The 24421-nt window shown below is 73.8% G+C and carries 21 protein-coding genes; 4 read left to right on the forward strand and 17 right to left on the reverse strand.

Annotated features, from left to right (window positions below; genetic code table 11):
- Window positions 1–136 precede the first annotated feature (136 nt).
- Window positions 137–1141 carry an LLM class flavin-dependent oxidoreductase gene (locus tag LG274_RS03280; RefSeq protein ID WP_404465398.1) on the forward strand — a complete coding sequence of 335 codons (1005 nt, stop codon included), beginning with the start codon at window positions 137–139 and terminating at the stop codon, window positions 1139–1141.
- 15 nt (window positions 1142–1156) lie between these two features.
- On the opposite strand, the gene LG274_RS03285 is transcribed toward LG274_RS03280, so the two are convergent.
- The gene (locus LG274_RS03285; protein ID WP_404465400.1) at window positions 1157–4246 is read right to left on the reverse strand and encodes a bifunctional [glutamine synthetase] adenylyltransferase/[glutamine synthetase]-adenylyl-L-tyrosine phosphorylase; all 3090 of its coding nucleotides are present in this window, start codon (window positions 4244–4246) and stop codon (window positions 1157–1159) included.
- 8 nt (window positions 4247–4254) lie between these two features.
- Entirely contained in the window at window positions 4255–5595 is a 1341-nt protein-coding gene (glnA, locus tag LG274_RS03290; RefSeq protein WP_404465402.1) for a type I glutamate--ammonia ligase, read from the reverse strand.
- A gap of 39 nt (window positions 5596–5634) precedes the next feature.
- Between glnA and panB the strand changes: the two genes are divergently transcribed.
- Entirely contained in the window at window positions 5635–6519 is an 885-nt protein-coding gene (panB, locus tag LG274_RS03295) for a 3-methyl-2-oxobutanoate hydroxymethyltransferase (protein ID WP_404465404.1), read from the forward strand.
- A gap of 60 nt (window positions 6520–6579) precedes the next feature.
- Here the strand turns inward: panB and LG274_RS03300 are convergent, their stop codons facing one another.
- Entirely contained in the window at window positions 6580–6804 is a 225-nt protein-coding gene (locus tag LG274_RS03300) for an SPOR domain-containing protein (protein ID WP_248115681.1), read from the reverse strand.
- A 36-nt stretch (window positions 6805–6840) separates the two neighbouring features.
- On the opposite strand from LG274_RS03300, the gene map reads away from it, so the two are divergent.
- Complete coding sequence (gene map / locus LG274_RS03305; protein ID WP_298985474.1) at window positions 6841–7785, forward strand: type I methionyl aminopeptidase; 945 nt, start codon at window positions 6841–6843, stop codon at window positions 7783–7785.
- A 74-nt stretch (window positions 7786–7859) separates the two neighbouring features.
- A complete protein-coding gene (gene ppgK / locus LG274_RS03310) occupies window positions 7860–8669 on the forward strand; it encodes a polyphosphate--glucose phosphotransferase (protein WP_298985578.1) in 810 nt (269 codons plus the stop codon).
- Between the two features lie 132 nt (window positions 8670–8801).
- Here the strand turns inward: ppgK and nrdR are convergent, their stop codons facing one another.
- The 14 genes from nrdR to ftsW form a co-directional block, all read right to left on the reverse strand.
- Window positions 8802–9296, reverse strand: a complete 495-nt coding sequence (gene nrdR, locus LG274_RS03315) for a transcriptional regulator NrdR (RefSeq protein ID WP_298711262.1) — start codon at window positions 9294–9296, stop codon at window positions 8802–8804.
- Between the two features lie 67 nt (window positions 9297–9363).
- A complete protein-coding gene (dnaE, locus tag LG274_RS03320) occupies window positions 9364–12966 on the reverse strand; it encodes a DNA polymerase III subunit alpha (RefSeq protein WP_298985471.1) in 3603 nt (1200 codons plus the stop codon).
- Between the two features lie 120 nt (window positions 12967–13086).
- Window positions 13087–14064 (reverse strand): RluA family pseudouridine synthase, encoded by a 978-nt coding sequence (locus LG274_RS03325; RefSeq protein WP_298985469.1) that lies wholly within the window; start codon window positions 14062–14064, stop codon window positions 13087–13089.
- Window positions 14065–14069: 5 nt separating this feature from the next.
- A complete protein-coding gene (lspA, locus tag LG274_RS03330; RefSeq protein ID WP_248117795.1) occupies window positions 14070–14528 on the reverse strand; it encodes a signal peptidase II in 459 nt (152 codons plus the stop codon).
- Between the two features lie 74 nt (window positions 14529–14602).
- On the reverse strand, window positions 14603–15232 hold the full coding sequence (locus LG274_RS03335; protein ID WP_298985467.1) for a DivIVA domain-containing protein: 630 nt from the start codon (window positions 15230–15232) through the stop codon (window positions 14603–14605).
- 125 nt (window positions 15233–15357) lie between these two features.
- Window positions 15358–15669, reverse strand: coding sequence for a YggT family protein (locus LG274_RS03340; protein ID WP_404465408.1), 312 nt, complete (start codon window positions 15667–15669; stop codon window positions 15358–15360).
- Complete coding sequence (locus LG274_RS03345) at window positions 15656–16276, reverse strand: cell division protein SepF (RefSeq protein ID WP_298985465.1); 621 nt, start codon at window positions 16274–16276, stop codon at window positions 15656–15658. Before LG274_RS03345 ends, LG274_RS03340 begins: the two co-directional genes overlap by 14 nt.
- A 111-nt stretch (window positions 16277–16387) precedes the next feature.
- Window positions 16388–17167, reverse strand: a complete 780-nt coding sequence (locus LG274_RS03350) for a YggS family pyridoxal phosphate-dependent enzyme (protein ID WP_298985575.1) — start codon at window positions 17165–17167, stop codon at window positions 16388–16390.
- A 49-nt stretch (window positions 17168–17216) separates the two neighbouring features.
- The gene (locus LG274_RS03355; RefSeq protein ID WP_404465411.1) at window positions 17217–18047 is read right to left on the reverse strand and encodes a polyphenol oxidase family protein; all 831 of its coding nucleotides are present in this window, start codon (window positions 18045–18047) and stop codon (window positions 17217–17219) included.
- The gene (gene ftsZ, locus LG274_RS03360; RefSeq protein WP_298711282.1) at window positions 18044–19303 is read right to left on the reverse strand and encodes a cell division protein FtsZ; all 1260 of its coding nucleotides are present in this window, start codon (window positions 19301–19303) and stop codon (window positions 18044–18046) included. The genes LG274_RS03355 and ftsZ overlap by 4 nt, the downstream gene beginning before the upstream one ends.
- A 311-nt stretch (window positions 19304–19614) precedes the next feature.
- Window positions 19615–20397, reverse strand: coding sequence for a cell division protein FtsQ/DivIB (locus LG274_RS03365; RefSeq protein WP_298985460.1), 783 nt, complete (start codon window positions 20395–20397; stop codon window positions 19615–19617).
- Entirely contained in the window at window positions 20394–21878 is a 1485-nt protein-coding gene (gene murC / locus LG274_RS03370) for a UDP-N-acetylmuramate--L-alanine ligase (RefSeq protein ID WP_298985458.1), read from the reverse strand. Before murC ends, LG274_RS03365 begins: the two co-directional genes overlap by 4 nt.
- A complete protein-coding gene (gene murG / locus LG274_RS03375; protein ID WP_298711290.1) occupies window positions 21875–23008 on the reverse strand; it encodes an undecaprenyldiphospho-muramoylpentapeptide beta-N-acetylglucosaminyltransferase in 1134 nt (377 codons plus the stop codon). Before murG ends, murC begins: the two co-directional genes overlap by 4 nt.
- Window positions 23008–24402 carry a putative lipid II flippase FtsW gene (gene ftsW / locus LG274_RS03380; protein WP_404465414.1) on the reverse strand — a complete coding sequence of 465 codons (1395 nt, stop codon included), beginning with the start codon at window positions 24400–24402 and terminating at the stop codon, window positions 23008–23010. The genes murG and ftsW overlap by 1 nt, the downstream gene beginning before the upstream one ends.
- Window positions 24403–24421 lie beyond the last annotated feature (19 nt).

Consider the following 24421-nt stretch of genomic DNA (forward strand, 5'->3'; position numbering starts at 1 on the left):
CCGGGGAGGGCGGCACCGGGCGTGCAGCACGTGGCCTGAGACGTGGAGCACGGGGCGGGGCAGCGCTGGAATAGCCAAGCCCCCGCGGACGCTCCACTGGGGGAGAGCACTGCCCGCCTGCCGCCCGAGGAGCACCATGACCGAGACGCCTGACCCCACACCCCTCCCGCTGTCCCTCCTGGACCTCGCCGTGGCCCGCCCCGGCGAGGGGGCCGGCGAGGCCATCGCGCAGTCGGTGCGCCTGGCGAGCGTGGCCGAGGAGGAGGGCTTCCGCCGTGTCTGGTACGCAGAGCACCACAACATGCCCGCGATCGCCTCGTCGGCGACGTCCGTGCTGATCGCCCACGTGGCCGCCCGGACGAGCACCATCCGCCTGGGCAGCGGCGGCGTCATGCTGCCCAACCACTCCCCGCTGGTGATCGCGGAGCAGTTCGGCACGCTGGCCGAGCTCCACCCGGGTCGCATCGACCTCGGCCTCGGCCGCGCCCCCGGCACCGACCAGCGCACGCTCCAGGCCCTGCGGCGCTCGCCCGATGCCGCCGAGCACTTCCCGCAGGACGTCCTGGAGCTGCAGGGCTACCTGAAGGGCGAGAGCCGGATCCCCGGGATCGACGCGTACCCGGGCAAGGGCACCGACGTGCCGCTGTACATCCTGGGCTCCTCTGCGTTCGGCGCCCAGCTGGCCGCCCGCCTCGGCCTGGGGTACGCGTTCGCGAGCCACTTCGCCCCGCAGATGCTCGAGCACGCCGCCCGGGTCTACCGCGAGCACTTCCAACCCTCGGCCGACCAGGCCGAGCCCCACTTCATCGCCGCCGCGAACGTGATCGCGGCAGACACCGAGGAGGAGGCGCAGGCGCAGTGGGAGCGGGCCAAGCGCGACCGCATCCGCATGATGCTCGGCCGCGGCCGCACCCTCGGCGACGACGAGGTCGAGATGCTGCTCGACTCCCCCGCCGGCGAGCAGGTGCTCGGCATGCTCGCGCGCACCGCCGTGGGCACGGGCGAGACCGTGGCCGCCTGGCTGCGGGACTTCGCCGCCGGTGTGCAGGCCGACGAGGTGATCGTCACGACGGCGGCCCCGGACCCAGCCGTGCGCGAGCGCACGCTGCGGATCCTGGGCGAGCACGTGGTCCGCGGCTGAGCCCGGGCGCTCCGGTCAGAGCCCGTAGAACCGCGTCTCGAACACGGAGCGGGCCTGCCGGGTGACCCGCAGGTAGCGCTCCTCGAACGCCGCGGGGCCCACGTTGCCGTCCGCCCCACTGAGGCGCGCGATCGCGGCCAGGTCGCGCGCGTTCGTGGGCAGCACGTCCCCGGGCTTGCCGCTCCACAGCACCGTGGCGGCGCGGATGCGGCTGGCCAGGAGCCAGGCCTCCTCGAGCACGCCGGCCTCGGCGTCGGGGAGCAGGCCGTGCCGGGCGAGGGCCCGCAGGGCGGGCAGGGTCGAGGTCACACGCAGGTCCTCAACCTCGGGAGCGTGGCGCAGCTGCAGGGACTGCACGAGCCACTCCACGTCGGAGAGCCCTCCGCGGCCGAGCTTGACGTGCCGGGCCGGGTCGGCGCCGCGGGGCAGGCGCTCGGCCTCCACGCGCGCCTTGATGCGGCGGATCTCGCGGGCGTCGGCGTCGGTGAGACCCTGGGCGTGGCGCACGGAGTCCGCCCAGCGGCGGAACTCGTCGGCCAGCCCGTCGTCCCCTGCCACGGGCCGGGCGCGCAGCAGCGCCTGCCGCTCCCACACCTCCGCCCAGCGCCGGTAGTACTCCCGGTACGAGTCCAGGGTGCGCACGAGCGGGCCCTGCCGCCCCTCGGGACGCAGGTCCGCGTCCACCTCGAGCGGCCTCTCCCCCGGCAGGGGCGGCGCCGCCGGCTGCTTCAGCAGGGAGACCACGTGGCGGGCCACCGCCTCCGCCTGGGCGCCGGCGGCCTCGTCGTCGGCTCCCGGCCGCGGGCGGTGCACGAACATCGCGTCGAGGTCGGAGCCGTACATGATCTCGCGTCCGCCCTGGCGGCCCATGGCCACCACCACGACGTCGGTGAGGGGCTCCTGCCTCTGCGTGGCGGCGTGCACGGCCACGCGCAGCGCCCCGGCGACGGCCACCTGGTCGATGTCGGCGAGTGCCGCCCCAATCGTCTCGAGGCCGAGCTGCCCGGACATGTCCGCGAGCGCCACCCGCAGGATCTCGCGCTGGCGGATCTGCCGGACGTGGCGGATCGACTGGGCGGGGGACCCGTCGTCGCCGTGCCGGTCCAGGCGGGCGGCGACCTGACGCCACAGCGTCGCGGAGCCGCGGGGCTCCAGCTCACGGTCCTCCCCGACCCACGCCACCGACTCGGGGGCGTGCTCGAGGAGGTCGCCGACGAACCGCGAGCCGGCCAGCACGAGGCACACGCGCCGGGCAGCCTCCCCCGAGTCCCGCAGCATGCGCAGGAACCACGGCGAGGTGCCGAGGGCCTCGGAGAGGCGCCGGAAGGCGAGCAGCCCCGCGTCGGGGTCGGGCCCGTCGGGGAACCAGCCCAGCATGGCCGGCAGCAGCTGGCGCTGGATGGCCGCGCGTCGGGAGACGCCCTGCGTGAGCGCCTCGATGTGGCGCAGGGCGCCCTTCGGGTCGCGGTAGCCGAGGGCGGCGAGACGTTCGCGCACCGCGTCCGCGGAGAGGCGCACCTCGTCGTCGGAGAGCGCCGCCGTGGTGGAGAGCAGGGGACGGTAGAACACCGTCTCGTGGAGCGAGCGCACGTGGCGGCGGACGGCTCCGAAGCGCTCCCTCAGGCCCTCGGCCGCGGCGGGCTCCGTGCGCCCCGCGCCGCGCAGCGAGCGGGCGATCACGCGCAGGGCGTCGTCCTTGGCCGGCAGGAGGTGGGTGCGGCGCAGGTGCACGAGCTGGATGCGGTGCTCGAGGGCACGCAGCCAGCGGTAGTGCTCCTCGAACGCGGCGGCGTCCGCGGTGCTCACGTAGGAGGCGGCGTGGAGGGCCGCCACGGCGTCGAGGGTGCCCCGCACGCGCACGGACTCGTCCGCGCGGCCGTGCACCAGCTGCAGCAGCTGGGCGGTGAACTCGACGTCGCGCAGCCCGCCGGCGCCGAGCTTGATCTCCCGGTCCCGCTCGGCGGGCGCGATCGTGTCCAGCACGCGCCGGCGCATCGCGCGGACGGCGTCCACGAACCCCTCCCGCGCGGAGGACTCCCACACGCGCGGCCACACGGCCTCCACGTAGCGCTCGCCGAGGGCGCGGGAGCCGGCGATCGGGCGGGCCTTGAGCAGGGCCTGGAACTCCCAGCCGTGCGCCCAGCGGCGGTAGTACTCCACGTGGGAGTCCACGGTGCGGCTGAGCGCGCCGTCCTTGCCCTCGGGGCGGAGGTTCGCGTCCACCTCCCACAGGCCCGGCTCGGGGGCGGCGCCGGTGATGACGCGCGAGATCCCTGCGGCCAGCTCGGCCGCCACGGAGGCGGCGGCGCCGACGGGCGCGGCGTCCTCGGCCACGTCGTGCACGAACACCACGTCGACGTCGGACGCGTAGTTCAGCTCGCGCGCCCCGCACTTGCCCATCCCGATGACGGCGAGCTCGACCCCGCGGGCGGCATCCCCGTCGCGAGCGACCAGCTCGGCGCGGGAGACGGCGAGGGCGGCGTCGATCGCCGCACCGGCCAGGTCGGCCAGCCACGCGCCGACGGCCGGCATCACGGCGGACGGGTCGGGCGCGGCGAGGTCCGCGAGCGCGATCGCGGTGAGCTGGCGGCGGTACGCCCGGCGCAGCGCGACGGCGGCGTCCGCCCCCGTGAGCCCGGCACAGGGCCGCTCGGCCTCCGGGTCCGCCTCGACGGCCGCGAGCAGCAGGCGGCGCAGGTCCTCGCCCGGGGCGGCGTCCGGCCCGTCCCCGTGCTCGAGGCCGGTGAGGGCGGGGGCCGTGGCGGCCGCGGCCTCCGGGTCCAGCACGAGGTCGAGGTGCTCGGGGCACCGGATGAGGAACTCGCCCAGGGCGTCGGAGGCGCCGAGCAGGCGGACGAGGCGCGTCGCGTGGTCCGGGTCGGCCAGCGCGGTGTGGACGCGGGGCTCGCGATCGGCCAGGCGCACCCAGAGCAGCAGGGCCCGGTCCGGGTCCGCGGCGTGGCGGAGCACGTCCACGAGCGGTCCCACGTCGACCCCCTGGAGCTCGGGGGACTCGAGGAGGCCGACGGCGCGGGGCACGGCCTGCACACCCGCGCGCGTCAGGGCGCGGCGGTGGGGGCTGCCGGACGGGGGCAGGGTCGGCATCGTCGGCCTCAGAGGGCGCTGAGGTAGCGGCGCAGCTCGTAGGGGGTGACCTCGACGCGGTAGTCGTCCCACTCCTGGCGCTTGTGGCGCAGGAACGCGTCGAACACGTGCTCGCCGAGCACGGAGGCCACGAACTCGGAGTCCTCGGCCAGCCGCAGGGCGTCGTGGAGCGTGCCGGGCAGCGGGGTGTGGCCCAGCACGCGGCGCTCGTGGGGGCTCAGGGCGCTCACGTCGTCCGAGGCCGGCTCCGGCAGCTCGTAGCCCTCCTCGATGCCCTTCAGCCCGGCCGCGAGCAGCAGCGCGTAGGTGAGGTAGGGGTTGGCGGAGGCGTCGATCCCGCGGTACTCGATGCGGGCCGAACCGGCCTTGTCCGGCTTGTAGAGGGGCACGCGGACGAGCGCCGAGCGGTTGTTGTGGCCCCAGGACACGTACGAGGGGGCCTCGCCCCCGCCCCACAGGCGCTTGTACGAGTTCACGAACTGGTGGGTGACGGCGCTGATCTCCTCGGAGTGCCGCAGCAGGCCCGCGATGAAGCTGCGGCCCGTCTTGGAGAGCCGGAACTCGTCCGCCGGGTCGTAGAACGCGTTGGCGTCCCCCTCGAACAGGGAGAAGTGGGTGTGCATGCCCGAGCCCGGGTGCAGCGCGAACGGCTTCGGCATGAACGTGGCGTAGCTGCCCTGCTGCGCGGCCACCTCCTTGACCACGGTGCGGAAGGTCATGATGTTGTCCGCGGTGGTCAGGGCGTCCGCGGCGCGCAGGTCGATCTCGTTCTGGCCCGGCCCGTTCTCGTGGTGGCTGAACTCCACCGAGATGCCCATCTCCTCGAGCATGGTGACGGCGTCGCGCCGGAAGTCCTGCGCCTCTCCCCCGGGCACGTGGTCGAAGTACCCGGCGGTGTCCACCGGCTGGGGCTGGCCGTCCGGGCCGAGCTCCGAGCTCTTGAGCAGGTAGAACTCGATCTCCGGGTGCGTGTAGCAGCTGAAGCCCATGTCCGAGGCCTTCTCCAGCACGCGCCGCAGGGCGTGGCGGGGGTCGGCCGGGGCGGGGGCGCCGTCCGGGGTGAGGAGGTCGCAGAACATGCGGGAGGTCTGCCCCTGCTCCCCCCGCCACGGGAGGATGGTGAAGGTGGCCGGGTCCGGCTGCAGGAGCATGTCCGACTCGGAGATGCGGGTGTAGCCGTCGATCGAGGAGCCGTCGAAGCCGAGGCCCTCCGTGAACGCGGACTCCACCTCGGCGGGGGCGAGGGCGACGGACTTGAGGGTGCCCACCACGTCGGTGAACCAGAGGCGCACGAAGCGCACGTCCCGGTCCTCGATGGTGCGGAGCACGGCATCCTGCTGACGATCCATGCCGCCCACTCTATCCACGCCCGCCGTAGACTCCGGGGCATGTCCGCCACCCCCTCCGCCACGCCCGCCCCCGAGTCCCCGGCCCCCTACGGCGGCGCCGCGCCCGCGTCAGCCGGCCCGCCCGCGCGCTGGCGCACGGTGCACCTGCAGCGCGCGAAGGACGAGGGCCGGCGCTTCGCGATGCTCACGGCCTACGATGCGATGACGGCCGCGCTCTTCGACGAGGCCGGCGTCGAGGTGCTCCTGGTGGGCGACTCGGTGGGCAACACGGTCCTCGGCCATCCCTCCACCCTGCCCGTGACCCTCGACGAGATGGTGCTCTTCTCCACGGCCGTGGTGCGCGGAGCGACGCGCGCGCTCGTGGTCGCCGACCTGCCGTTCGGCTCCTACGAGGCCTCCCCGCAGCAGGCGGTGGCCGCGGGCGTGCGCCTCATGAAGGAGGCGGGTGTGGCGGCCGTCAAGATGGAGGGCGACGAACGCTTCGCCGAGCACGTCGCGGCGCTGACCGCGGCCGGCGTCCCCGTGATGGCGCACATCGGCTTCACCCCGCAGTCCGAGCACGTCCTCGGGGGCTACCGCGTGCAGGGCCGCGGCGAGGGGGCCGTCGAGCGCATGACCGCCTCAGCACGGGCACTCGAGGAGGCGGGCGCCTTCGCCGTGCTCATGGAGATGGTGCCCTCGGACGTGGCCGCCGCCGTCGACGCCTCGGTGCGCGTGCCCACCGTGGGCATCGGTGCAGGGCCGGGGACCACGGGCCAGGTGCTCGTGTGGCAGGACATGCTCGGCCTGCGTGAGGGGCGCATGCCCCGGTTCGTGAAGCAGTACGCGCAGCTGCACGCGGTCATGGGCGACGCGGTGCGCGCCTTCCGCGCGGACGTGCTCGAGGGCTCGTTCCCGGCGCCGGAGCACGGGTTCGAGGGCTGAGACGCCCCTCGCGGACCACCCTGGCCGGGTGGGCCGCGACGGGCCGGGTGCCGGGACGGCTCAGCTCGCGTCGTCGAGCGGGTTGGCATTCCATTTCTCGTCGTGGTCCTCGGCCTCGTCGAAGGCCTCGTTGCGGGCCTGGACGCGGGCCAGCGCGGACTCCGCCTCGGCACGCGAGGCGTACGGGCCGAGGAGCTCCTTCCAGTTGGACTGGGCCCCTTCCTCCACCTCGTGGGTGCGGACGTTGAAGTAGTACTCCCGAGCGGTGCTCACGTCGTCGTTCATGCGGGCCACCCTAACGGGGCCGATACGCTGGAGGACATGTCCGATCGCCAGAGCCCCGCCGCCCCGTCCAGCCACAACGGCCCCCGCCCCGCGGGGCCCCCGGCGCCGGAGCCGGGCTCGAGGGCCCCGGTGGGCACGCTCGCGCCGGGCGTCCTCTCCCCCGCCCCTCCCGTGCCCGCCGCGATCCCGCGCCCCGAGTACGTGGGGAAGGCCACGCCGGACGAGGGCCACGCCTCGGACGTGTACGACGCCGCCGGGATCGAGCGCATCCGCACGGCCGGCCGGCTCGCCGCGCAGGCCATGGAGGCCGCGGCCGCGCACATCGCCCCGGGCGTCACCACCGACGAGCTCGACCGCGTGGCCCACCAGTTCCTCGTCTCCCACGGCGCCTACCCCTCGTGCCTGGGCTACCGCGGCTTCCCCCGCTCCATCTGCACCTCGCTGAACGAGGTCATCTGCCACGGCATCCCGGACGGCACCGTCCTGGAGGACGGGGACATCGTCAACCTGGACATCACCGCCTACGTGGACGGCGTGCACGGCGACCACAACCGCACCTACCTCGTGGGCGAGGTGGACGAGGAGTCCCGCCTGCTCGTGGAGCGCACCGAGGAGGCCCTGCGGCGCGGCATCAAGGCCGTGAAGCCGGGCCGGCAGGTCAACGTGATCGGCCGGGCCATCGAGTCCTACGCCAAGCGCTTCGGCTACGGCGTGGTGCGCGACTTCATCGGTCACGGCGTGGGCACGGACTTCCACTCCGGCCTGGTCATCCCGCACTACGACGCCGCGCCCCTGCACGACACCGTCATGGTCCCGGGCATGGTGTTCACGATCGAGCCGATGATCACCCTCGGCACCATCGAGTGGGACCAGTGGGACGACGGCTGGACCGTGGTCACGCGGGACCGCCGGCGCACCGCGCAGTTCGAGCACACGCTCGTGGTCACCGACGACGGCGCGGAGATCCTCACCCTCCCGTGAGGGGTGTCCGTACACTGGCGCACGTGAGCAACCTCGAAGCCTCCCCCCCTGACCAGCCCGGCACCGAGCAGTCCGTGAAGGACCCCGGGGCGTCGAAGTACCCGACCGTGCTCGGCGTCGACATCGGCGGCACCGGCATGAAGGGCGGCCTCGTGCGCCTCGGCACGGGCCCCAAAGCCGGGACGCTGCGCGGGGACCGCTTCCGCGTCGCCACGCCGCAGCCGGCCATGCCGCTGCCCGTGGCGGAGACCCTCGCAGCCATCACGGCCGAGCTGGACCGGCGGGAGAAGGCCCCCGCGCCGGACTCCCCGATCGGCGTGTGCTTCCCCTCGATCGTGCGCGCCGGCGTGTGCCGCTCGGCCAACAACATCGACCCCTCGTGGATCGGCACGGACCTGCGGTCGATGTTCGAGGAGCGGCTGGGCCGCCCCGTCACCGTGGTCAACGACGCCGACGCCGCGGGCCTGGCCGAGGCCCGCTACGGCGCGGGACGCGGCCACGAGGGGCTCGTCCTGGTCATCACCCTCGGCACCGGCATCGGCGGGGCGATGATCAACGACGGGGTGCTCGTGCCCAACTTCGAGGTCGGCTCCATGGAGCTCGACGGCGTCATGGCCGAGACCCGGGCGTCCGCGAAGGCCCGCGAGCGCGACGGCTTGAGCTGGGCCGAGTACGCGGTGCGCCTGCAGCGCTTCTTCTCCCACCTGGAGCGGATCTTCTCCCCCGACCTGTTCATCGTGGGCGGCGGCATCTCCAAGCGCCCCGACGACTACCTGCCCCTGCTGCGGCTGGACACCCCGATCATCCCGGCGCAGCTGCAGAACAACGCGGGCATCGTGGGCGCCGCGCTCGCGGCCCACGGCTCGGCGGCCGACCACACCTGAGCCCCGGCCGGTGGAGACACCGAGGGCGGTTCCGGCTTCCCCTCCGGAACCGCCCTCGGCAGTCTGTGCGTCGCCCGCTGGGGGCCTCGCCACCCCCACTGTAGCCCCTCGGCGGGCTCCCCTGTCCAGCCCCTAGCGCGTGAACAGCCGGGGCTGCACCGCGGGCCGTCCGGGGGCCTCGCCCTCGGCGTCGCGCAGGTCCGCGATCGCGTCCTCGAAGTCGCTCAGCGACTCGAAGTCCCGGTAGACGGAGGCGAAGCGCAGGAAGGCGACCTGGTCGAGGCGGCGCAGGGGGTCCAGGATCGCCAGGCCCACGTCGTGGGCGTCCACCTCGGCGTTGCCCGAGGCGCGGACGGTCTCCTCGACCTCCTGGGCGAGCATGGCCAGGTCGTCGCTCGTGACCGGCCGGCCCTGGCAGGCCTTGCGGACCCCGTTGATCACCTTGGAGCGGTCGAAGGGCTCGGCCACGCCCGAGCGCTTGACCACGGTGAGCGCGGTGGTCTCCATGGTGGTGAAGCGCTTGCCGCACGCCTGGCACTGGCGGCGGCGGCGGATCGCCGAGCCGTCGTCGAGGGAACGGGAGTCCACCACGCGGGAGTCCTCGTGACGGCAGTACGGGCAGTGCACTCTCTCGCTCCCTCCTCGTGGACGACCTCGGCCTGACCTGCGCCCACTCTACGGCGGCGGCCGGCGATCAGCCCAGGCAGGCCGGACCGAGCAGGATCTTCAGATCGCCGAAGAGCGCCGGGTTCGGGCTCACGCGGAACTGCGGGCCGAGCACGAACTCCTGCGCTCCGCGCTGGCCCATCAGCGTTAGCCGCACCTCGGAGGAGCCCTCGTGGGTGCGCAGCACGTCTGCGAGCTGGCCGATCACCTGCTCCGTGGCCTTGAAGGAGGGCATCTGGATGCGCACGGGCCCGGACGTGCCGTCCGTGAGCTCGGGGATGGTCAGCTCCATCGCGGAGAGGGACACGGAGCCGTCGTCGCGGCGCTGCACGCGCCCCTTCACGGCGACGACGAGGTCCTCCGCGAGCATCATGGCGATCGGGGCGTACACCTGGCCGAAGAACATCACGTCCATGGATCCGCCGAGGTCCTCGATCTCGCACCGCGCGTACGCGTTGCCGGAGGACTTGGCGATGCGCCGCTCGAGCGTGGTGATGAGCCCCGCGATGGTGACCTGGGAGCCGTCGGCGGGCCCGTCGTCGTCGAGCACGCGGGTGATCTGCGTGTCCGCGTGCTGGGAGAGCACGGCGTCCAGGCCCTGCAGCGGGTGGTCGGACACGTAGAGGCCCAGCATCTCCCGCTCGTAGGCGAGCTTGTCCTTCTTGGACCACTCGGGCAGCTCGGGCACGGCGACGCCGTCCGAGGCGTCGGAGGCGTCCTCGGCCTCCGCCGCGCCGCCGAGGGCGAAGAGGTCGAACGTGAACTCGCCGTGGTCCTCCTTGCGCTTCTGCGCCACCGTGGCGTCCACCGCCTCCTCGTGCACCGCGAGCAGGGCACGCCGGGCGTAGCCGAGGGAGTCGAAGGCGCCGGCCTTGATCATGGACTCGATCGTCCGCTTGTTGCAGACCACGAGCGGCACCTTGGCCAGGAAGTCGCCGAAGCCGGTGTAGAGGCCCTTCTCCTCGCGGCCCTGCACCATGCCCTTCACCACGTTGGCGCCCACGTTGCGCACCGCCCCCATGCCGAAGCGGATGTCCCGGCCCACCGGGGTGAACGTCAGGTGGGACTCGTTGACGTCGGGCGGGAGCACCGTGATGCTCATGTGGCGGCACTCGTTCAGGTACATCGCGAGCTTGTCCTTGTCGTCGCCCACCGACGTGAGCAGCGCCGCCATGTACTCGGCCGGGTAGTGCGCCTTCAGGTACGCCGTCCAGTAGGAGACCAGTCCGTACGCCGCGGAGTGGGCCTTGTTGAACGCGTAGTCCGAGAACGGCAGGAGGATGTCCCACAGCGCCTTCACGGCGGCCTCGGAGAAGCCGCGGTCCAGCATGCCCTGGTGGAAGGCGGCGTACTGCTTGTCCAGCTCGGACTTCTTCTTCTTGCCCATCGCGCGGCGCAGGATGTCCGCCTGGCCGAGCGAGTACCCGGCCACCTTCTGGGCGATCGCCATGACCTGCTCCTGGTACACGATCAGGCCGTACGTCGTGTCCAGGATCTCCCGCAGCGGCTCCTCGAGCTCCGGGTGGATCGGCGTGATCTCCTGCTGCCCGTTCTTGCGCAGCGCGTAGTTCGTGTGGGAGTTCGCACCCATGGGGCCCGGACGGTAGAGCGCGATGGTCGCCGAGATGTCCTCGAAGTTGTCCGGGCGCATCATCTTCAGCAGGGAGCGCATGGGACCGCCGTCGAGCTGGAACACGCCCAGGGTGTCGCCGCGGGCCAGCAGGTCGTAGGAGGCCTGGTCGTCGACGTCGAGGGTCTCGAGGTCCAGGTCCACGCCCTGGTTCGCCTTCACGTTCTCGATCGCGTCCGAGATGATCGTGAGGTTGCGCAGACCCAGGAAGTCCATCTTGATCAGGCCCAGCGACTCCGCCATGGGGTAGTCGAACTGGGTGATGACCTGGCCGTCCTGGAGGCGGCGCATGATCGGCACGACGTCCACCACGGGCACGGAGGACATGATGACGCCGGCCGCGTGCACGCCCCACTGCCGCTTCAGGCCCTCGATGCCCTTCGCGGTCTCGAACACCTGCGCCGCCACCGGGTCCGTCGCGATCAGCTCGCGGAACGGCGCCGCCTCCCCGTAGCGCGGGGCGTCCGGGTTCTCGATGTCCTTGAGCGGGATGTCCTTGGCCATCACGGCCGGCGGCAGGGCCTTGGTGAGCGCCTCGCCCATGGAGAAGGGCTGGTCCATCACACGGGCCGAGTCCTTCAGGGCCTGCTTCGTCTTGATCGTGCCGTACGTGACGATCATGGTGACGCGCTCGTCGCCGTACGTGCGGGTGACGTAGTCGATCACCTCGGAGCGGCGCCGGTCGTCGAAGTCCACGTCGAAGTCGGGCATGGACACGCGGTCCGGGTTGAGGAATCGCTCGAAGATCAGCCCGTGCTTCAGCGGGTCCAGGTCGGTGATGCGCAGCGCGTACGCCACCATGGAGCCGGCACCCGAGCCGCGGCCCGGGCCCACGCGGATCCCGTTCTCCTTGGCCCAGTTGATGAAGTCGGCGACGACGAGGAAGTACCCCGGGAACCCCATCGAGATGATGACGTCCAGCTCGTAGTCCGCCTGCTTGCGCACGTGGTCCGGGACGCCGTCCGGATAACGGTAGTCGAGGCCCTTCGTGACCTCCTTGATGAGCCAGCTGGTCTCGTCCTCGCCCTCCGGCGTGGGGAACACCGGCATGTAGTTGGCGTCCGTGTCGAACGTGGACTCGCAGCGCTCGGCGATCACGAGGGTGTTGTCGCACGCCTCCGGGATCTCCCGGAAGAGCTCGCGCATCTGCCGCGGCGACTTCAGGTAGTACTCCGTGCCGGAGAACGCGAAGCGCGAGCCGCCCTGGTCGTAGCTGGGCTCGTTGAGCTTGGAGCCGGACTGCAGGGCCAGCAGCGCCTCGTGGGCCTTGGCGTCGTGCTCGTGCGTGTAGTGCAGGTCGTTCGTGGCCACGAGCGGCAGGTTCAGGTCCTTGGCCAGGCGGCGCAGGTCCGTGATGACGCGCTTCTCGATGTCCAGGCCGTGCTGCATGATCTCGCAGTAGAAGTTCTCGGCCCCGAAGATGTCCCGGAACTCGGCCGCCGCCGCCACGGCCTCCTTGTACTGGCCCAGGCGCAGGCGCGTCTGCACCTCGCCCGAGGGGCAGCCCGTGGTGGCGATGAGCCCCGAGGAGTACTGGCTCAGCAGCTCCCGGTCGATGCGCGGCCACTTGGCGTACACCGAGTCCAGCGAGGCGATGGAGCCCATGCGGAAGAGGTTGTGCATGCCCGTGGTGGACTGCGCCAGCATGGTCATGTGCGTGTAGGCGCCGCCGCCGGAGACGTCGTCGCCGCGCTGGTGCGGCTCCCCCCAGCGGATCTTCTCCTTGTCCGTGCGGTGCTGCGTGCCCGGGGTCAGGTAGGCCTCGAGGCCGATGATCGGCTTGATGCCCGCCGCGGTGGCCTGACGCCAGAAGTCGAACGCGCCGAACAGGTAGCCGTGGTCCGTGATGGCCAGGGACTGCATGCCGAGGCGGTCGGCCTCGGCGAACAGCTCGTCCAGCTTCGCCGCGCCGTCGAGCATCGAGTACTCGGTGTGCGTGTGGAGGTGGACGAAGCCGCCGTCCTTGAGGGCCTCGGCGCGGGTCTCGGAGGTCGCGGTCATGCGGGGTGGAGCTCCTTCGGAGAGGACGACGGCGGGCCCGCCCCAGCCTACTGCGCGTCACGGGGGGCGGGCGGGACGGGCCCGGCGGGCGTCGGGCCTGCGGTCTCCGGTCCCCGGCGGTCAGTCTCGTTCGCCCGCGGCGTCGGCGGCGTCGTTGCCGCGCAGCGCCGCCAGCGCGTGGGCGAGGTCGTCCGGGTAGGGCGAGGTGATGCTCACGGGCTCCCCCGTGACGGGGTGCGGGAAGGAGAGGTGGTGGGCGTGGAGCCACTGCCGCGTGAGCCCCAGCTCGGCGGCCAGGCGCGGGTCGGCGCCGTAGGTGAGGTCGCCCACGCACGGGTGCCGCAGCGCGGAGGTGTGGACGCGGATCTGGTGCGTGCGCCCGGTCTCGAGGTGCACCTGTAGCAGCGTGGCGCGGCCGAAGACCTCGAGGGTCTCGTAGTGCGTCACGGAGGGCCGTCCGCCCTCGAGCACGGCGAACTTCCACTGGTGCCCCGGGTGGCGGCCGATCGGGGCGTCGATCGTGCCCGCAAGCGGGTCCGGGATCCCCTGCACCACCGCGTGGTAGACCTTGTGCGGCACGCGCTCGCGGAACTGGTCCTTCAGGGCGGCGTACGCGCGCTCCGTCTTGGCCACCACCATCACACCGGTGGTGCCGACGTCGAGCCGGTGCACGATCCCCTGGCGCTCCGGCGCCCCCGAGGTGGTGATGTCGTAGCCCAGGCCCGCGAGGCCGCCGACCACGGTGGGCCCGTTCCAGCCCGGCGAGGGATGGGCCGCCACGCCGGTCGGCTTGTCCACGGCGAGCAGGTGCTCGTCCTCGTGCAGCACGGTCATCTCGTCCACGGCCTCTGCCCTCACTTCCAGCGGATCGGGATCGTTCGGCAGGTCCACGGCCAGGGTCTCCCCCGGCACCGCCCTGGCCGACTTGGCGAGCACCCGGTCCCGACGCCCGCCGCGCGTCTCGGCGCGGACGAGCCCGCGCGCGAACCAGTCCGCCAGCCGTGCGCGGGACACGCCGAGGGCCTCCGTGAGGACGGCGTCGGCGCGCCTGCCCGCCTGCTCGGCCGTGACCTCCACGCGCCGCACGCCTGCGCCCATGCCGCTCACGCCTCGCGGGTGCCGTCGAGCCGGCGGCCGGTCACCAGCAGCAGGCACACGAGGATCATGGAGCACACGATGAAGGAGTCGGCCACGTTGAAGACCGCGAAGCGGGGCACGGAGATCATGTCCACCACGTGGCCCTGGCCGAACGACGGCGGCCGGAACAGCCGGTCCGTGAGGTTGCCGAGCACGCCGCCGGCCAGGCCGCCCAGGGCGAGAGCCCACGGCAGCGAGCGCACGCGGGCGATCTGCACGAGCGCGACCACGGCGACCACGGCCTGGATGAGGGTGAAGACCCAGGTGTGCCCCTCCCCGATCGAGAAGGCCGCGCCCGGGTTCAGGATGTAGTGCCACCGCAGCAGACCCGGGATCACGACGATCGACTCGCCGAGCTCCATGGTGCGCTCGACCCACAGCTTGCTCAGCTGGTCGAGCGCGTAGGCGAGCACGGCGAGGGTCAGGGCGACGCCGACGGCGCGGCGGCCGGAGACCGCCGCGCGGGGGGTGCCGTCCCCGGCCCCGTCGAGCGCTGTGCTCACGCGGTCTCCCCGCGGGGCTCCACCCGCTCCTGGGATCGGATCTCGCGCAGCTGCCCCTCGATGTAGGCGGTCAGGCGGAGGCGGTAGTCGGTCTCGAAGCCGCGCAGCCGCTCGACCTCGGACTCCAGCTCGGAGCGCTGGGAGGCCAGCTCCGCGAGGGTCGCTGCCTTGGTCTCCTCGGCCTGGCCGAGCACCTCGGCGGCCGTGGCCTCGGCCTCGGCGATGAGCGCGGCGCGGCGCTGCTCGCCGTCGGCCACGTGCTCGTCGTGCAGCCGCTGGGCCATGGCGAGCACGGCGGCCGCCGAGGAGCCGGCCTGAGCAGGCCCGTCGGACGCGGCGGGTGCGGCCGTCTCCTCGGCCTCGAGAGCCGCGGCCTCCGCCTCGCCGGCGGCCAGCACGAGCTCCGGGCGCTCCTGCGCGGGGGCGTCGCCGGGCGCGAACGAGACGCCCGCCTCGGGGGCCTTGACGGCCCCGCCCGCGCGCAGCCGCTCGATCTCGGCGTGCAGGAGCTTGAGCTCCTCCGCGACCGCGTCGAGGAAGTCGTCGACCTCGTCCTGGTCGTACCCCTCCCGGAACTTGGTGTGCTGGAACTGCTTGTTGAGCACGTCTTCCCAGGTCAGAGCCACGGAGGGGCACCCTTCTCTCGCGCGCGCCGAGCACCAGCACGGCCCGCGGTGGTGGGCGCGGCCGACTGCGCGCGCCTCAGGTCGTCACCGCACGATACCACCGGGTGCAGCGGCGACTCCGGGGGTCAGCGGGCGAGGGCGAGCACCAGGACGCGCAGCAGCACCACGGCCATGAAGACCACCAGGAAGGCCACGTCGAGGCTGACGCCGCCGAGCCGCACCGGCGGAATGCGCCGCCGCGCGGTGTCCAGGAGGGGATCCGTGACCGCGTAGATGCCGCTCGCCACGACGAGGACGGCACCCGAGGGCCGCCACGAGCGGGCGAAGGACTCGGTCACGTCGAACACGATGCGGACCGTGAGGGCCGCGATCACGAGCGTGAGCGCGAGGTAGACGAGGGCGAGCAGCAGGTCCACGGCAGCCTCAGTCGGCGTCATACGGCGCGTCGGCCTCGGCCGACTCTGCGGTGTCCGCGCCCACGACCTCGACCGTGGCGGGGGTCAGGAGGAAGACCTTGTTCGTGATGCGCGCGATCGAGCCGTGCAGGCCGAACACGAGGCCCGCGGCGAAGTCCACGAGGCGCTTGGCCTCGTTCTCCCCGAGCTCCGTGACGTTCATGATCACCGGCATGCCGGTGCGGAACGCCTCGCCGATCGCCTTGGCGTCGTCGTAGGAGCGGGGGTGGACGGTGGAGAGGGTGCGCACGGGGGCTCCTTCGGCCGACGAGGCGGCGGCTCGCTTGATGGGGGTGACGGGAGCCCGGTAGCCCTGGTCCGCCGGCTCGGGCCGCGCGGCCCGCCGGACCTCGGTGGGCTCGGACACCACGGGGGCGGCGGTGGAGCCGGCGGCGTGGGCGGGCTGCTCCACACGCGCGGGAGCCTCCTCAACTGCGGGAGCCTCGTCCGACACCGGGGCACGGCGAGCCTCCACCACGTCGCGGCGGGAGGCCTCCTCGCGCGGAGCGGCGGTGCGCTCGTGCTCCTCGTACTCCTCGCCGTCGGCGAGACCGAGGTAGATCATCGTCTTCTTCAGTGCGCCAGCCATGACTCTTCCTTCACCACGTCCTGCGATCCGCCGGGGCGCGGATCGCCGTCGTTCGTCGCCCGCGCACGGGGCGCGGGGTGTCGCCCGCCTCGCGGGCATGCCCTCCCCACGTTATCCCACGGCGCCGCGCGCGCCGAGGACGTCCGAGCCGATCCGGACGTGTGTCGCCCCCGCACGCACGGCGGCCTCGAGGTCCCCGCTCATGCCCATCGAGAGCCGGTCGGCCTCGGGGTGGGCCGCCCGCAGGTCGCGGCCGAGACGGGCCAGGCGGCGGAAGGACTCCTCCGCGTCGAGTCCGCGCGGGGCCACGCACATGAGCCCGCGCAGGGCGAGCCCCTCGACGGCGGCGATCCGCTCGGCGATCGCGGAGGCGTCCTCGGGGGACGCCCCCCCGCGCGGTCCGATGCCCTCCGGGCGCTCGTCGTCGGACCGCGGGTCCACGTCCACCTGGACGAGGCACTCGAGGTTGGGCACTCCGTCCGCTCCCCCGTCCTCCCGCTCGCGCCGCAGCACCACGGCGCGGGAGAGCGCGTCCGCGAGCTCGACGCGGTCCACGGAGTGCACGGCGCTCGCGTACCGCACGACGAGCTTGGCCTTGTTGGTCTGCAGCTGGCCGATGAAGTGCCACCGCGGGGCGTCGGCGCCGAGCGCCTCGGCGACCTCGGCCGCCTTGGGCCGGGCCTCCTGGTCGCGGTTCTCCCCCACGTCACGCACGCCGAGGCGCGCCAGCCGGGCGACGTCGGCGGCCGGGTGGGTCTTGGTCACCACGATCAGCTCGGGCACGTCGGCGCGTCCGGCCTCGGCCGCGGCCCGCGCGATGCGCGCACGGACGGCGTCCAGCGCGGCGGCCAGCTCAGCGGCGCGGGCATCGGCGGCACCGTCGCCGTCGATGGGGACGTCCCCGGTGCCGGCATCGGGGGTGCAGGTGCCGGCGGGGCGCTCAGCCACGCTGCGCCTCCCCGGTGGACGCGTCCGCGGGGGTGCGCCACACGAGCCCGGCGAACCGGCCTCGGCCCGGCGCCCGCCGGTGGGAGAAGAGCCGATCGTCCTCGAGGGTGCACGCCCGGACGCGCTCCACGGCGGCACCCAGGGACGCGAGGACGGCCTCGGCGCCGGCCGGCAGGTCGAGCGCGGGGGTGCCCCACGAGGTGCGCGAGGCGACGGCGGGGATCCGCTCGGCCGCGTCGGCGCACATCTGCGGGGGGACCTCGTAGCAGTTCCCGCACACGCCGGGACCGATCCACGCGCGGATCCCCGGGGCCTCCCGGTCCTCGGCCGGGCGGAGGGAGAGGAGGCGCGCATGCGTGTTCTCCAGGACGCCGCCCAGCAGGCCGCGCCGGCCCGCGTGCGCGACCGCGGTGGCGCCCGTGCGCTCGTCCATGAGGACCACCGGGAGGCAGTCGGCCACCATGACGGCGAGGGGACGGGTCCCGTCGCGGCTCACCGCGGCGTCGGCGGTCACGGGGGCGTCGTGCTCCCAGCCGCGGCCCTCGGCCCACACCACGTCCGCCGAGTGGACCTGGTCGAGGTAGACGGTGGACCCGGGCGTCACGCCCATCTCCGCCTCGAGGCCGCGGCGCGCCGCCGCGACGTCCGCGCGTGCGGCGGGGGCGTCCGAGTCCAGGACGTGGAAGGCGAGGCTGCCCGCGTCCACGGACGTCCACGCCACGTGCACCGCGCTCCCCCGGCCGTCTGCCGGGAGGTCCACACGGTGCACGAAGGGGCCGGAGCGGCCCACGACGGTCCCCTCCGGCCCCTTCGAGGCGGTCACTTCAGGAAGTCCGGCACGTCCAGGTCGGACGAGCCGGCGCCCAGGTCGGGCTCGACGACGGTGGGCAGCTCGGGACGCGGGCGGGACTGCTGCTGGCCCTGCTGGCCGGACTGCGTCGGGACCGTGCCCGGCACCGCGGCACGCTGCGGCTGCTGCTGGGTGTATCCCTGCGGAGCCGACTGCTGCGGGGCCTGCTGCTGCTGCGTGGACGGGGCCTCGCGCTGCTGCGGCAGCTGCTGCGCCTGCTGGTAGGAGGAGGACTGCGCCTGCGGGGCGGGCTGCTGGTAGGCCTGCGGGGCGGAGGTGGCGTCCACCTGGTCGAACCCGGCGGCGATCACGGTGACGCGGACCTCGTCGCCCAGGGCGTCGTCGATCACGGCGCCGAAGATGATGTTGGCCTCGGGGTGCGCGACCTCCTGGACGAGGCGCGCGGCCTCGTTGATCTCGAACAGGCCGAGATCGGAGCCGCCCTGGATGGAGAGCAGCACGCCGTAGGCGCCGTCGATCGAGGCCTCGAGCAGCGGGGAGGCGATGGCGAGCTCGGCGGCCTTGACGGCACGGTCCTCGCCCTGCGCGTGGCCGATGCCCATGAGCGCCGAGCCCGCGCCCTGCATCACGGACTTCACGTCCGCGAAGTCGAGGTTGATCAGGCCGGGGGTGGTGATGAGGTCGGTGATGCCCTGCACGCCGGAGAGCAGGACCTGGTCCGCCTGACGGAACGCGTCCATGACGGAGACGTTGCGGTCCGAGATGGAGAGCAGGCGGTCGTTCGGGATGACGATCAGGGTGTCGACCTCGTCCCGCAGCGCGTCGATGCCGTTCTCCGCGGAGCCCGCGCGGCGGCGGCCCTCGAAGGTGAACGGGCGGGTCACGACGCCGATGGTCAGCGCCCCGAGCGAGCGGGCGATGCGGGCCACCACGGGGGCGCCGCCGGTGCCGGTGCCGCCGCCCTCTCCGGCGGTCACGAAGACCATGTCCGCCCCGCGCAGGACCTCCTCGATCTCATCGGCGTGGTCCTCGGCGGCCTGGCGGCCCACCTCGGGGTTCGCGCCGGCACCGAGGCCGCGGGTGAGCTCGCGGCCCACGTCCAGCTTCACGTCCGCGTCGGACATCAGGAGCGCCTGTGCGTCCGTGTTGATCGCGATGAACTCCACGCCGCGGAGCCCCACCTCGATCATGCGGTTCACGGCGTTGACGCCGCCGCCGCCGATGCCGACGACCTTGATGACGGCCAGGTAGTTCTGGGGTGCAGCCACGGTGTTCAGTCCCTTTGCTCGGAATCGCGATGTCCACGCCCGACGGGGTACGGACCCCTTGACGAGCCGCCTTCAAGCTCAGCTTGAATGATGCCGCTCACGCGCGTTCAGGACCACCGTACTGGCACGGGCGCGGCCAGCGCAAAGAAATCCGCATCACGGCGGGGCTCGCGCGTGTCGTTTTTCAACCTTCACATGAGAGTTGAACTTCAGGCCTTCGTCGGAGCAGGTCGACCGGGGGCGCCGGCCCGCCGCGCACAACCTTCAGCTTCACTTTCACCTTGAGACCCCGTCGCCCTCGGGAAGCCGCGTCAGCGGGTGATCGGCCGCTCCGGGACCGAGACGTCCAGCTCCTTCACACGGCTCAGGTCCGGGCCGCCGCCGTCCTCGTCCAGGAAGGCCTCGACGACGTCCCCCTTGAGGTCGGCGTGCGAGTCGTCTCCCCACACGAGGACCGTGCCGCCGTCGAGCCCGAGCCTCACCTGACCGGGCGCGCCCGCGCCCACCGTCTCCACGCGGGAGCGGACCGCGTCCGGCAGCGTGGTGAGGACGCGGGCCGCCTCGGCGCGCACCGCCTCGTCCCCGCCGGGCAGGGGATCCGCCATGGAGGGCAGCGCGCCGACCCCGGGCGCCTCGTCCGCGATGCCGGACAGGACGGAGCCGTCCGCGAGCAGCACGTCGACCCCGTCCCCCGCCTCCTTCCGCGCCACGGGGGTCTCCTCGCGCACGACCACCTCCACACCGGTGGGCGGCTGGGCCACGGAGCGCACCTCGGCGATGCCCGGGACGTCCGCGAGCAGGCCCTCCACCCGGCCCGTCCCGATGCGCGGCAGCGGCTCGCCCCGCAGCGGCTCGAGACGGCGCTCGACGTCGGCCCGGTCTACCAGCCGCGTGCCGGTCACCGACACGCGGTCGACCGCGAGGACGGGAGAGAAGAACAGGATCCAGGCGACGAGGGCCAGGAGCGCGGCGACGCCGGCGCCGATCGCCCAGCGGGCGGCCCGGCGCTGGCGGGCGCTGCGCCCGGGGAAGCGGACCACCGTGGACCCGGCGTCCCCCACGGGAGGCAGCGGACGGCCCGGCCGCTCGCTCACGAGGCGGGGGAGGACGCCGTGCCCGCGTCGTCGGCCAGGGCCGCCACGAGGTCGGCGCCATGGGCGGTGACGTCGCCCGCGCCCATCGTGAGGATCACGTCGCCGTCCGCCGCACCGCGGGCCAGCTGGGCCACGGCGGCGGCGCGGTCCTCCGCCACGGCCCGGTCTGCCGGGTCGGCGGTGGTCAGGCCGGACGCGATGAGCGAGGAGTCCACCCCCTCCATCGGCTGCTCGCGGGCCGCGTACACGGGCAGCACGCGCACGACGTCCGCTTCGGAGAGCGCCGAGGCGAACTCGGCGGCGAACTCGCGCGTCCGGGAGAACAGGTGCGGCTGGAAGAGCACGTGCACGCGGTGCCCGTCCGCCACCGCACGGGCCGCCGAGACGGCGGCCGCCACCTCGGTGGGGTGGTGCGCATAGTCGTCGAAGACGCGCACGCCACGGCCGGCGCCGCGGAACTCGAAGCGCCGGGCGGTGCCTCGGAAGGCCTCGAGGCCGCGCACGGCGTCCTCGAACGCCATGCCGGCCTCGACGGCGGCGAGCGCCACGGCCGCCGCGTTCAGGGCGTTGTGGCGTCCCGGCACCAGCAGCCGGACCTCCGCGGAGGTCCCGTCGGCGAGCGTGAAGCGGGCGCGCTGGCCCACCCCCGACTCCCCCGGCTCCACCGTGAGGTCCGAGACCAGCAGGTCCGGACGCACTCCGTCGCGCTCGGCGGAGCCGTAGGTGAGGACCCGCGCCGCGGTGTGGACCCGCACCCACGCGGCCAGGGCGGCCGCGCCGTCGTCGTCCAGGCACGCCACGAGTGCTCCGCCGTCCGCGGCGGCCGGCAGCCCGGCCGCGAAGTCGCGGAACACCTGGTGCACAGCCTCCTCCGTGCCGTAGTGGTCCAGGTGGTCGGCCTCCACGGTGGTGACCACGGCGATCGTGCTGGGGTAGTTCACGAGCGTGCCGTCGGACTCGTCGGCCTCCGCGATGAACCACTCGCCCCGGCCGGCCTGGGCGTTCGTGCCGAGCCCGGCGACGGCGGCGCCGACGGCGAACGTCGGGTCCCAGCCCGCGGAGGAGAAGGCCATCGCCGCCATGGACGAGGTCGTGGTCTTGCCGTGGGTGCCGGCGACGGCGAGCACCCGGTGCCCCGCCATGGCGAGGGCGAGGCCCTCCGAGCGGTGCAGCACGCGCAGGCCGCGCTCCACGGCGGCGTCGTGCTCCGGGTTGCCTGGGCCGGCGATCGAGGAGGCGATCACGGTGGTGACGTCCTCCCCCACGTGCTCGGCCGCGTAGCCCACCGTGATGCGGGCCCCGCCCGCGGCGAGCTCGCGCATGACGGGCAGGTCCTTGGCGTCCGACCCGGAGATCGCGACGCCCTGGTCCTGGAGGATGCGCGCGACGCCGGAGACGCCGACGCCGCCGATCCCGAGCAGGTGGACGCGGCCGAGGTCGGCGAAGCGCCCCTCGGATGCGGGGGTGGTCTGGTGGCTCATCGCCGTGCTCCTTCCTGGGCCGCCGCGCGCACGAGGCCGGCCATCGTCACGTCCGCGTCCCGCACGCCCAGGCGCGCGGAGGCCTCCGCCATCGCGGACAGGCGCGCGGGGTCGGTGGCCAGGGGGATCAGCTCGCGTCGGACCCAGTCCGCGCGGAACATGTCGTCGCGCACGAGGAGGGCGCCGCCGGCCTCCACCACGGGCCCGGCGTTGAGCGCCTGCTCGCCGTTGCCCACGGGCAGCGGGACGAACACGGCGGGCAGCCCCACCGCCGAGACCTCGCACACCGTGCCGGCGCCGGAGCGGGCGACCATGAGGTCGGCGGCGGCGTAGGCCTGCTCCATGCCGCTCAGGAACTCGCGCTGGACGTAGCCGTCGCGCTGGACCCGGTGGCCGGCGTCGTCGGTGAGCTCCTTGCCGCGGCCCGTGAGGTGGAAGACCTGCAGGCCCGCTCCGAGGAGGTCGTCCAGCGACTCGCGCACGGTGCGGTTCACGGCCAGCGCACCGGAGCTGCCTCCGGTCACCACCACGGTGGTGCGCTCCGGGTCCAGGTCGAGCTCGGCGCGGGCGGCGGCCCGTGCGGCGCTGCGGTCGAGGCCCGAGATCTCCGGGCGCATGGGCATCCCGACCCACTCCGCGCGCGGCAGGCGGGTCTGGGGCAGGGCGGTGCCGACGCGCGAGGCCCGGCGGGCGCCGAGGCGGTTGGCCAGCCCCGGCTTCGCGTTGGCCTCGTGGACCACGTACGGGATGCCGGCCCGCTGGGCGGCGAGGTACATCGGCGTGGCGACGTAGCCGCCCACGCCCACGAGCACGTCCGCCTCCCGCTCGGCGAGGATGCGGCTCGCCGCGCCGATGGCCGCGCGGAAGCGCCCCGGAAAGCGGACGACGTCCATCGAGGGGCGTCGGGGCATGGGGACGCGGTCGATGAGGTCCAGCTCGAAGCCGGCCTCGGGAACCAGGCGGGTCTCCATGCCGGAGGCGGTGCCCACCATGGTGCACACGGCGGGGGCCTGCCCCTGGTCCGCCCCCAGGGCACGGGCGATGGCGAGCATGGGCGAGATGTGGCCGGCGGTGCCGCCGCCGGCCAGGACGACGCGGAGCGGACGGTCGGTCTCGGGGATCTGCGGCATCAGGACTCCTGCGGTGCACGGGTGGGGGAAGGGACGAGCGGGATGGGATCGGTCTCCGGCTCCGCCGAGTCGGTGTGCGCCCGGGAGGCGGGCCGGGCGTCCGGCACGGCGTCGGCCGCCGGCCCGTCGTCGAGGCCGGCGGCGCCGTCGTCGTCGTGGGCCAGTGCCCGCAGCTCTGCGGCGCGCTGGCGCTCGTGGCGGGCGAAGGAGAGGACCACGCCCACCGCGGCCAGGGACAGCGTGAGCGCCGAGCCGCCGTAGGAGATGAACGGCAGGGGCACGCCCACCACGGGGATCATCCCGGAGACCATGGCGATGTTCACGAAGGCCTGTCCCACGAGCCACGCGAGGATCCCCCACGTGGTCAGGCGGATGAACGTGGACGTGGTGCGGGCGGCCACGCGGTACATGCCGACGGCCAGGGCGGCGAACGCCAGGATCACGGCGAGGGTGCCGACGAGGCCGAGCTCCTCGCCCAGGATGGTGAAGATGAAGTCGTTCTCCGCCTCCGGGATGTAGCTCCACTTCTGGCGGGACTGGCCGAGGCCCACCCCCCACCAGCCGCCCGAGGCGAGCGCGAACATGCCGTGGTCCGGCTGGAAGCACGGGTCCGTGGGGAAGTCGCAGATCCCGCGCCACGCCTGCACGCGCACCATGCGGTGCTGGGCGAACACGGTCATCAGGATCGCCCCCACCGTCACCACGGCTCCGGAGACGAGGAACACCCCCCGGTGGGTGCCGGCCACGAAGAGGACGGTCATGAGGACGAGGGCGAGGATGAGGGCGGTGCCGAGGTCCCGGCCGGCGAGCACGAGGCCGATCAGGAGCGCGGCCATGGGGAGCACGGGCAGCAGCGCGTGCTTGACGTGGGAGATGAGGCGGGCCTTGCGTTCCAGCACGGCCCCGCTCCACAGCGCGAGGGCGAGCTTGGCCGCCTCCGAGGGCTGCATCCGGAAGCCGCCGATGCCGAGCCAGTTGCGGTTGCCGCCGACCTCCACGCCCAGCGGGGTGAAGGCCACGAGCACCAGGAGCAGGATCGCCATGCCGATCGCCGGCCACGCCAGCGCCTTCAGCACCCGCAGGGGCGTGAGGGAGAACCCGATGAGCACGGCCACGCCCACGCCGGCCCACATGAGCTGGCGCAGGAACAGGTCGTAGGAGCCTCCGCCGGTGCCGATGGCCTCGACCGAGGACGAGGAGAGGACCATCACGAGGCCCAGCACGGTCAGGAGGGCCGCGCTGGTCCCGATCAGGAACGCGGAGAGGTCCAGGGCGCGGGCGCCCTCCAGGCCCGCCCAGACCCGGGTCATCGGGCTGCCGGAGCGGGCAGGACGGCCCGGGGCGCCGTGCGCTCCGCGCGTCGCCGCCGGGCGGCTCGGTGCGCTGTGCGGCATGGTGCTCCTCGGGGTGGCG

This window comes from Micrococcus antarcticus (assembly GCF_044872765.1).
Taxonomy (GTDB): Bacteria; Actinomycetota; Actinomycetes; order Actinomycetales; family Micrococcaceae; genus Micrococcus.

What these genes read in the sequence shown, in the direction of transcription:
- murC (WP_298985458.1), bottom strand. Translation starts at nt 21,878, where the DNA reads ATGAGCCACCAGACCACCCCCGCATCCGAGGGGCGCTTCGCCGACCTC.
- LG274_RS03280 (WP_404465398.1), top strand. Translation starts at nt 137, where the DNA reads ATGACCGAGACGCCTGACCCCACACCCCTCCCGCTGTCCCTCCTGGAC.
- glnA (WP_404465402.1), bottom strand. Translation starts at nt 5,595, where the DNA reads ATGGATCGTCAGCAGGATGCCGTGCTCCGCACCATCGAGGACCGGGAC.
- ftsW (WP_404465414.1), bottom strand. Translation starts at nt 24,402, where the DNA reads ATGCCGCACAGCGCACCGAGCCGCCCGGCGGCGACGCGCGGAGCGCAC.
- dnaE (WP_298985471.1), bottom strand. Translation starts at nt 12,966, where the DNA reads ATGACCGCGACCTCCGAGACCCGCGCCGAGGCCCTCAAGGACGGCGGC.
- LG274_RS03345 (WP_298985465.1), bottom strand. Translation starts at nt 16,276, where the DNA reads ATGGCTGGCGCACTGAAGAAGACGATGATCTACCTCGGTCTCGCCGAC.
- LG274_RS03325 (WP_298985469.1), bottom strand. Translation starts at nt 14,064, where the DNA reads ATGGGCGCAGGCGTGCGGCGCGTGGAGGTCACGGCCGAGCAGGCGGGC.
- LG274_RS03340 (WP_404465408.1), bottom strand. Translation starts at nt 15,669, where the DNA reads ATGACGCCGACTGAGGCTGCCGTGGACCTGCTGCTCGCCCTCGTCTAC.
- LG274_RS03300 (WP_248115681.1), bottom strand. Translation starts at nt 6,804, where the DNA reads ATGAACGACGACGTGAGCACCGCTCGGGAGTACTACTTCAACGTCCGC.
- LG274_RS03285 (WP_404465400.1), bottom strand. Translation starts at nt 4,246, where the DNA reads ATGCCGACCCTGCCCCCGTCCGGCAGCCCCCACCGCCGCGCCCTGACG.
- panB (WP_404465404.1), top strand. Translation starts at nt 5,635, where the DNA reads ATGTCCGCCACCCCCTCCGCCACGCCCGCCCCCGAGTCCCCGGCCCCC.
- murG (WP_298711290.1), bottom strand. Translation starts at nt 23,008, where the DNA reads ATGCCGCAGATCCCCGAGACCGACCGTCCGCTCCGCGTCGTCCTGGCC.
- map (WP_298985474.1), top strand. Translation starts at nt 6,841, where the DNA reads ATGTCCGATCGCCAGAGCCCCGCCGCCCCGTCCAGCCACAACGGCCCC.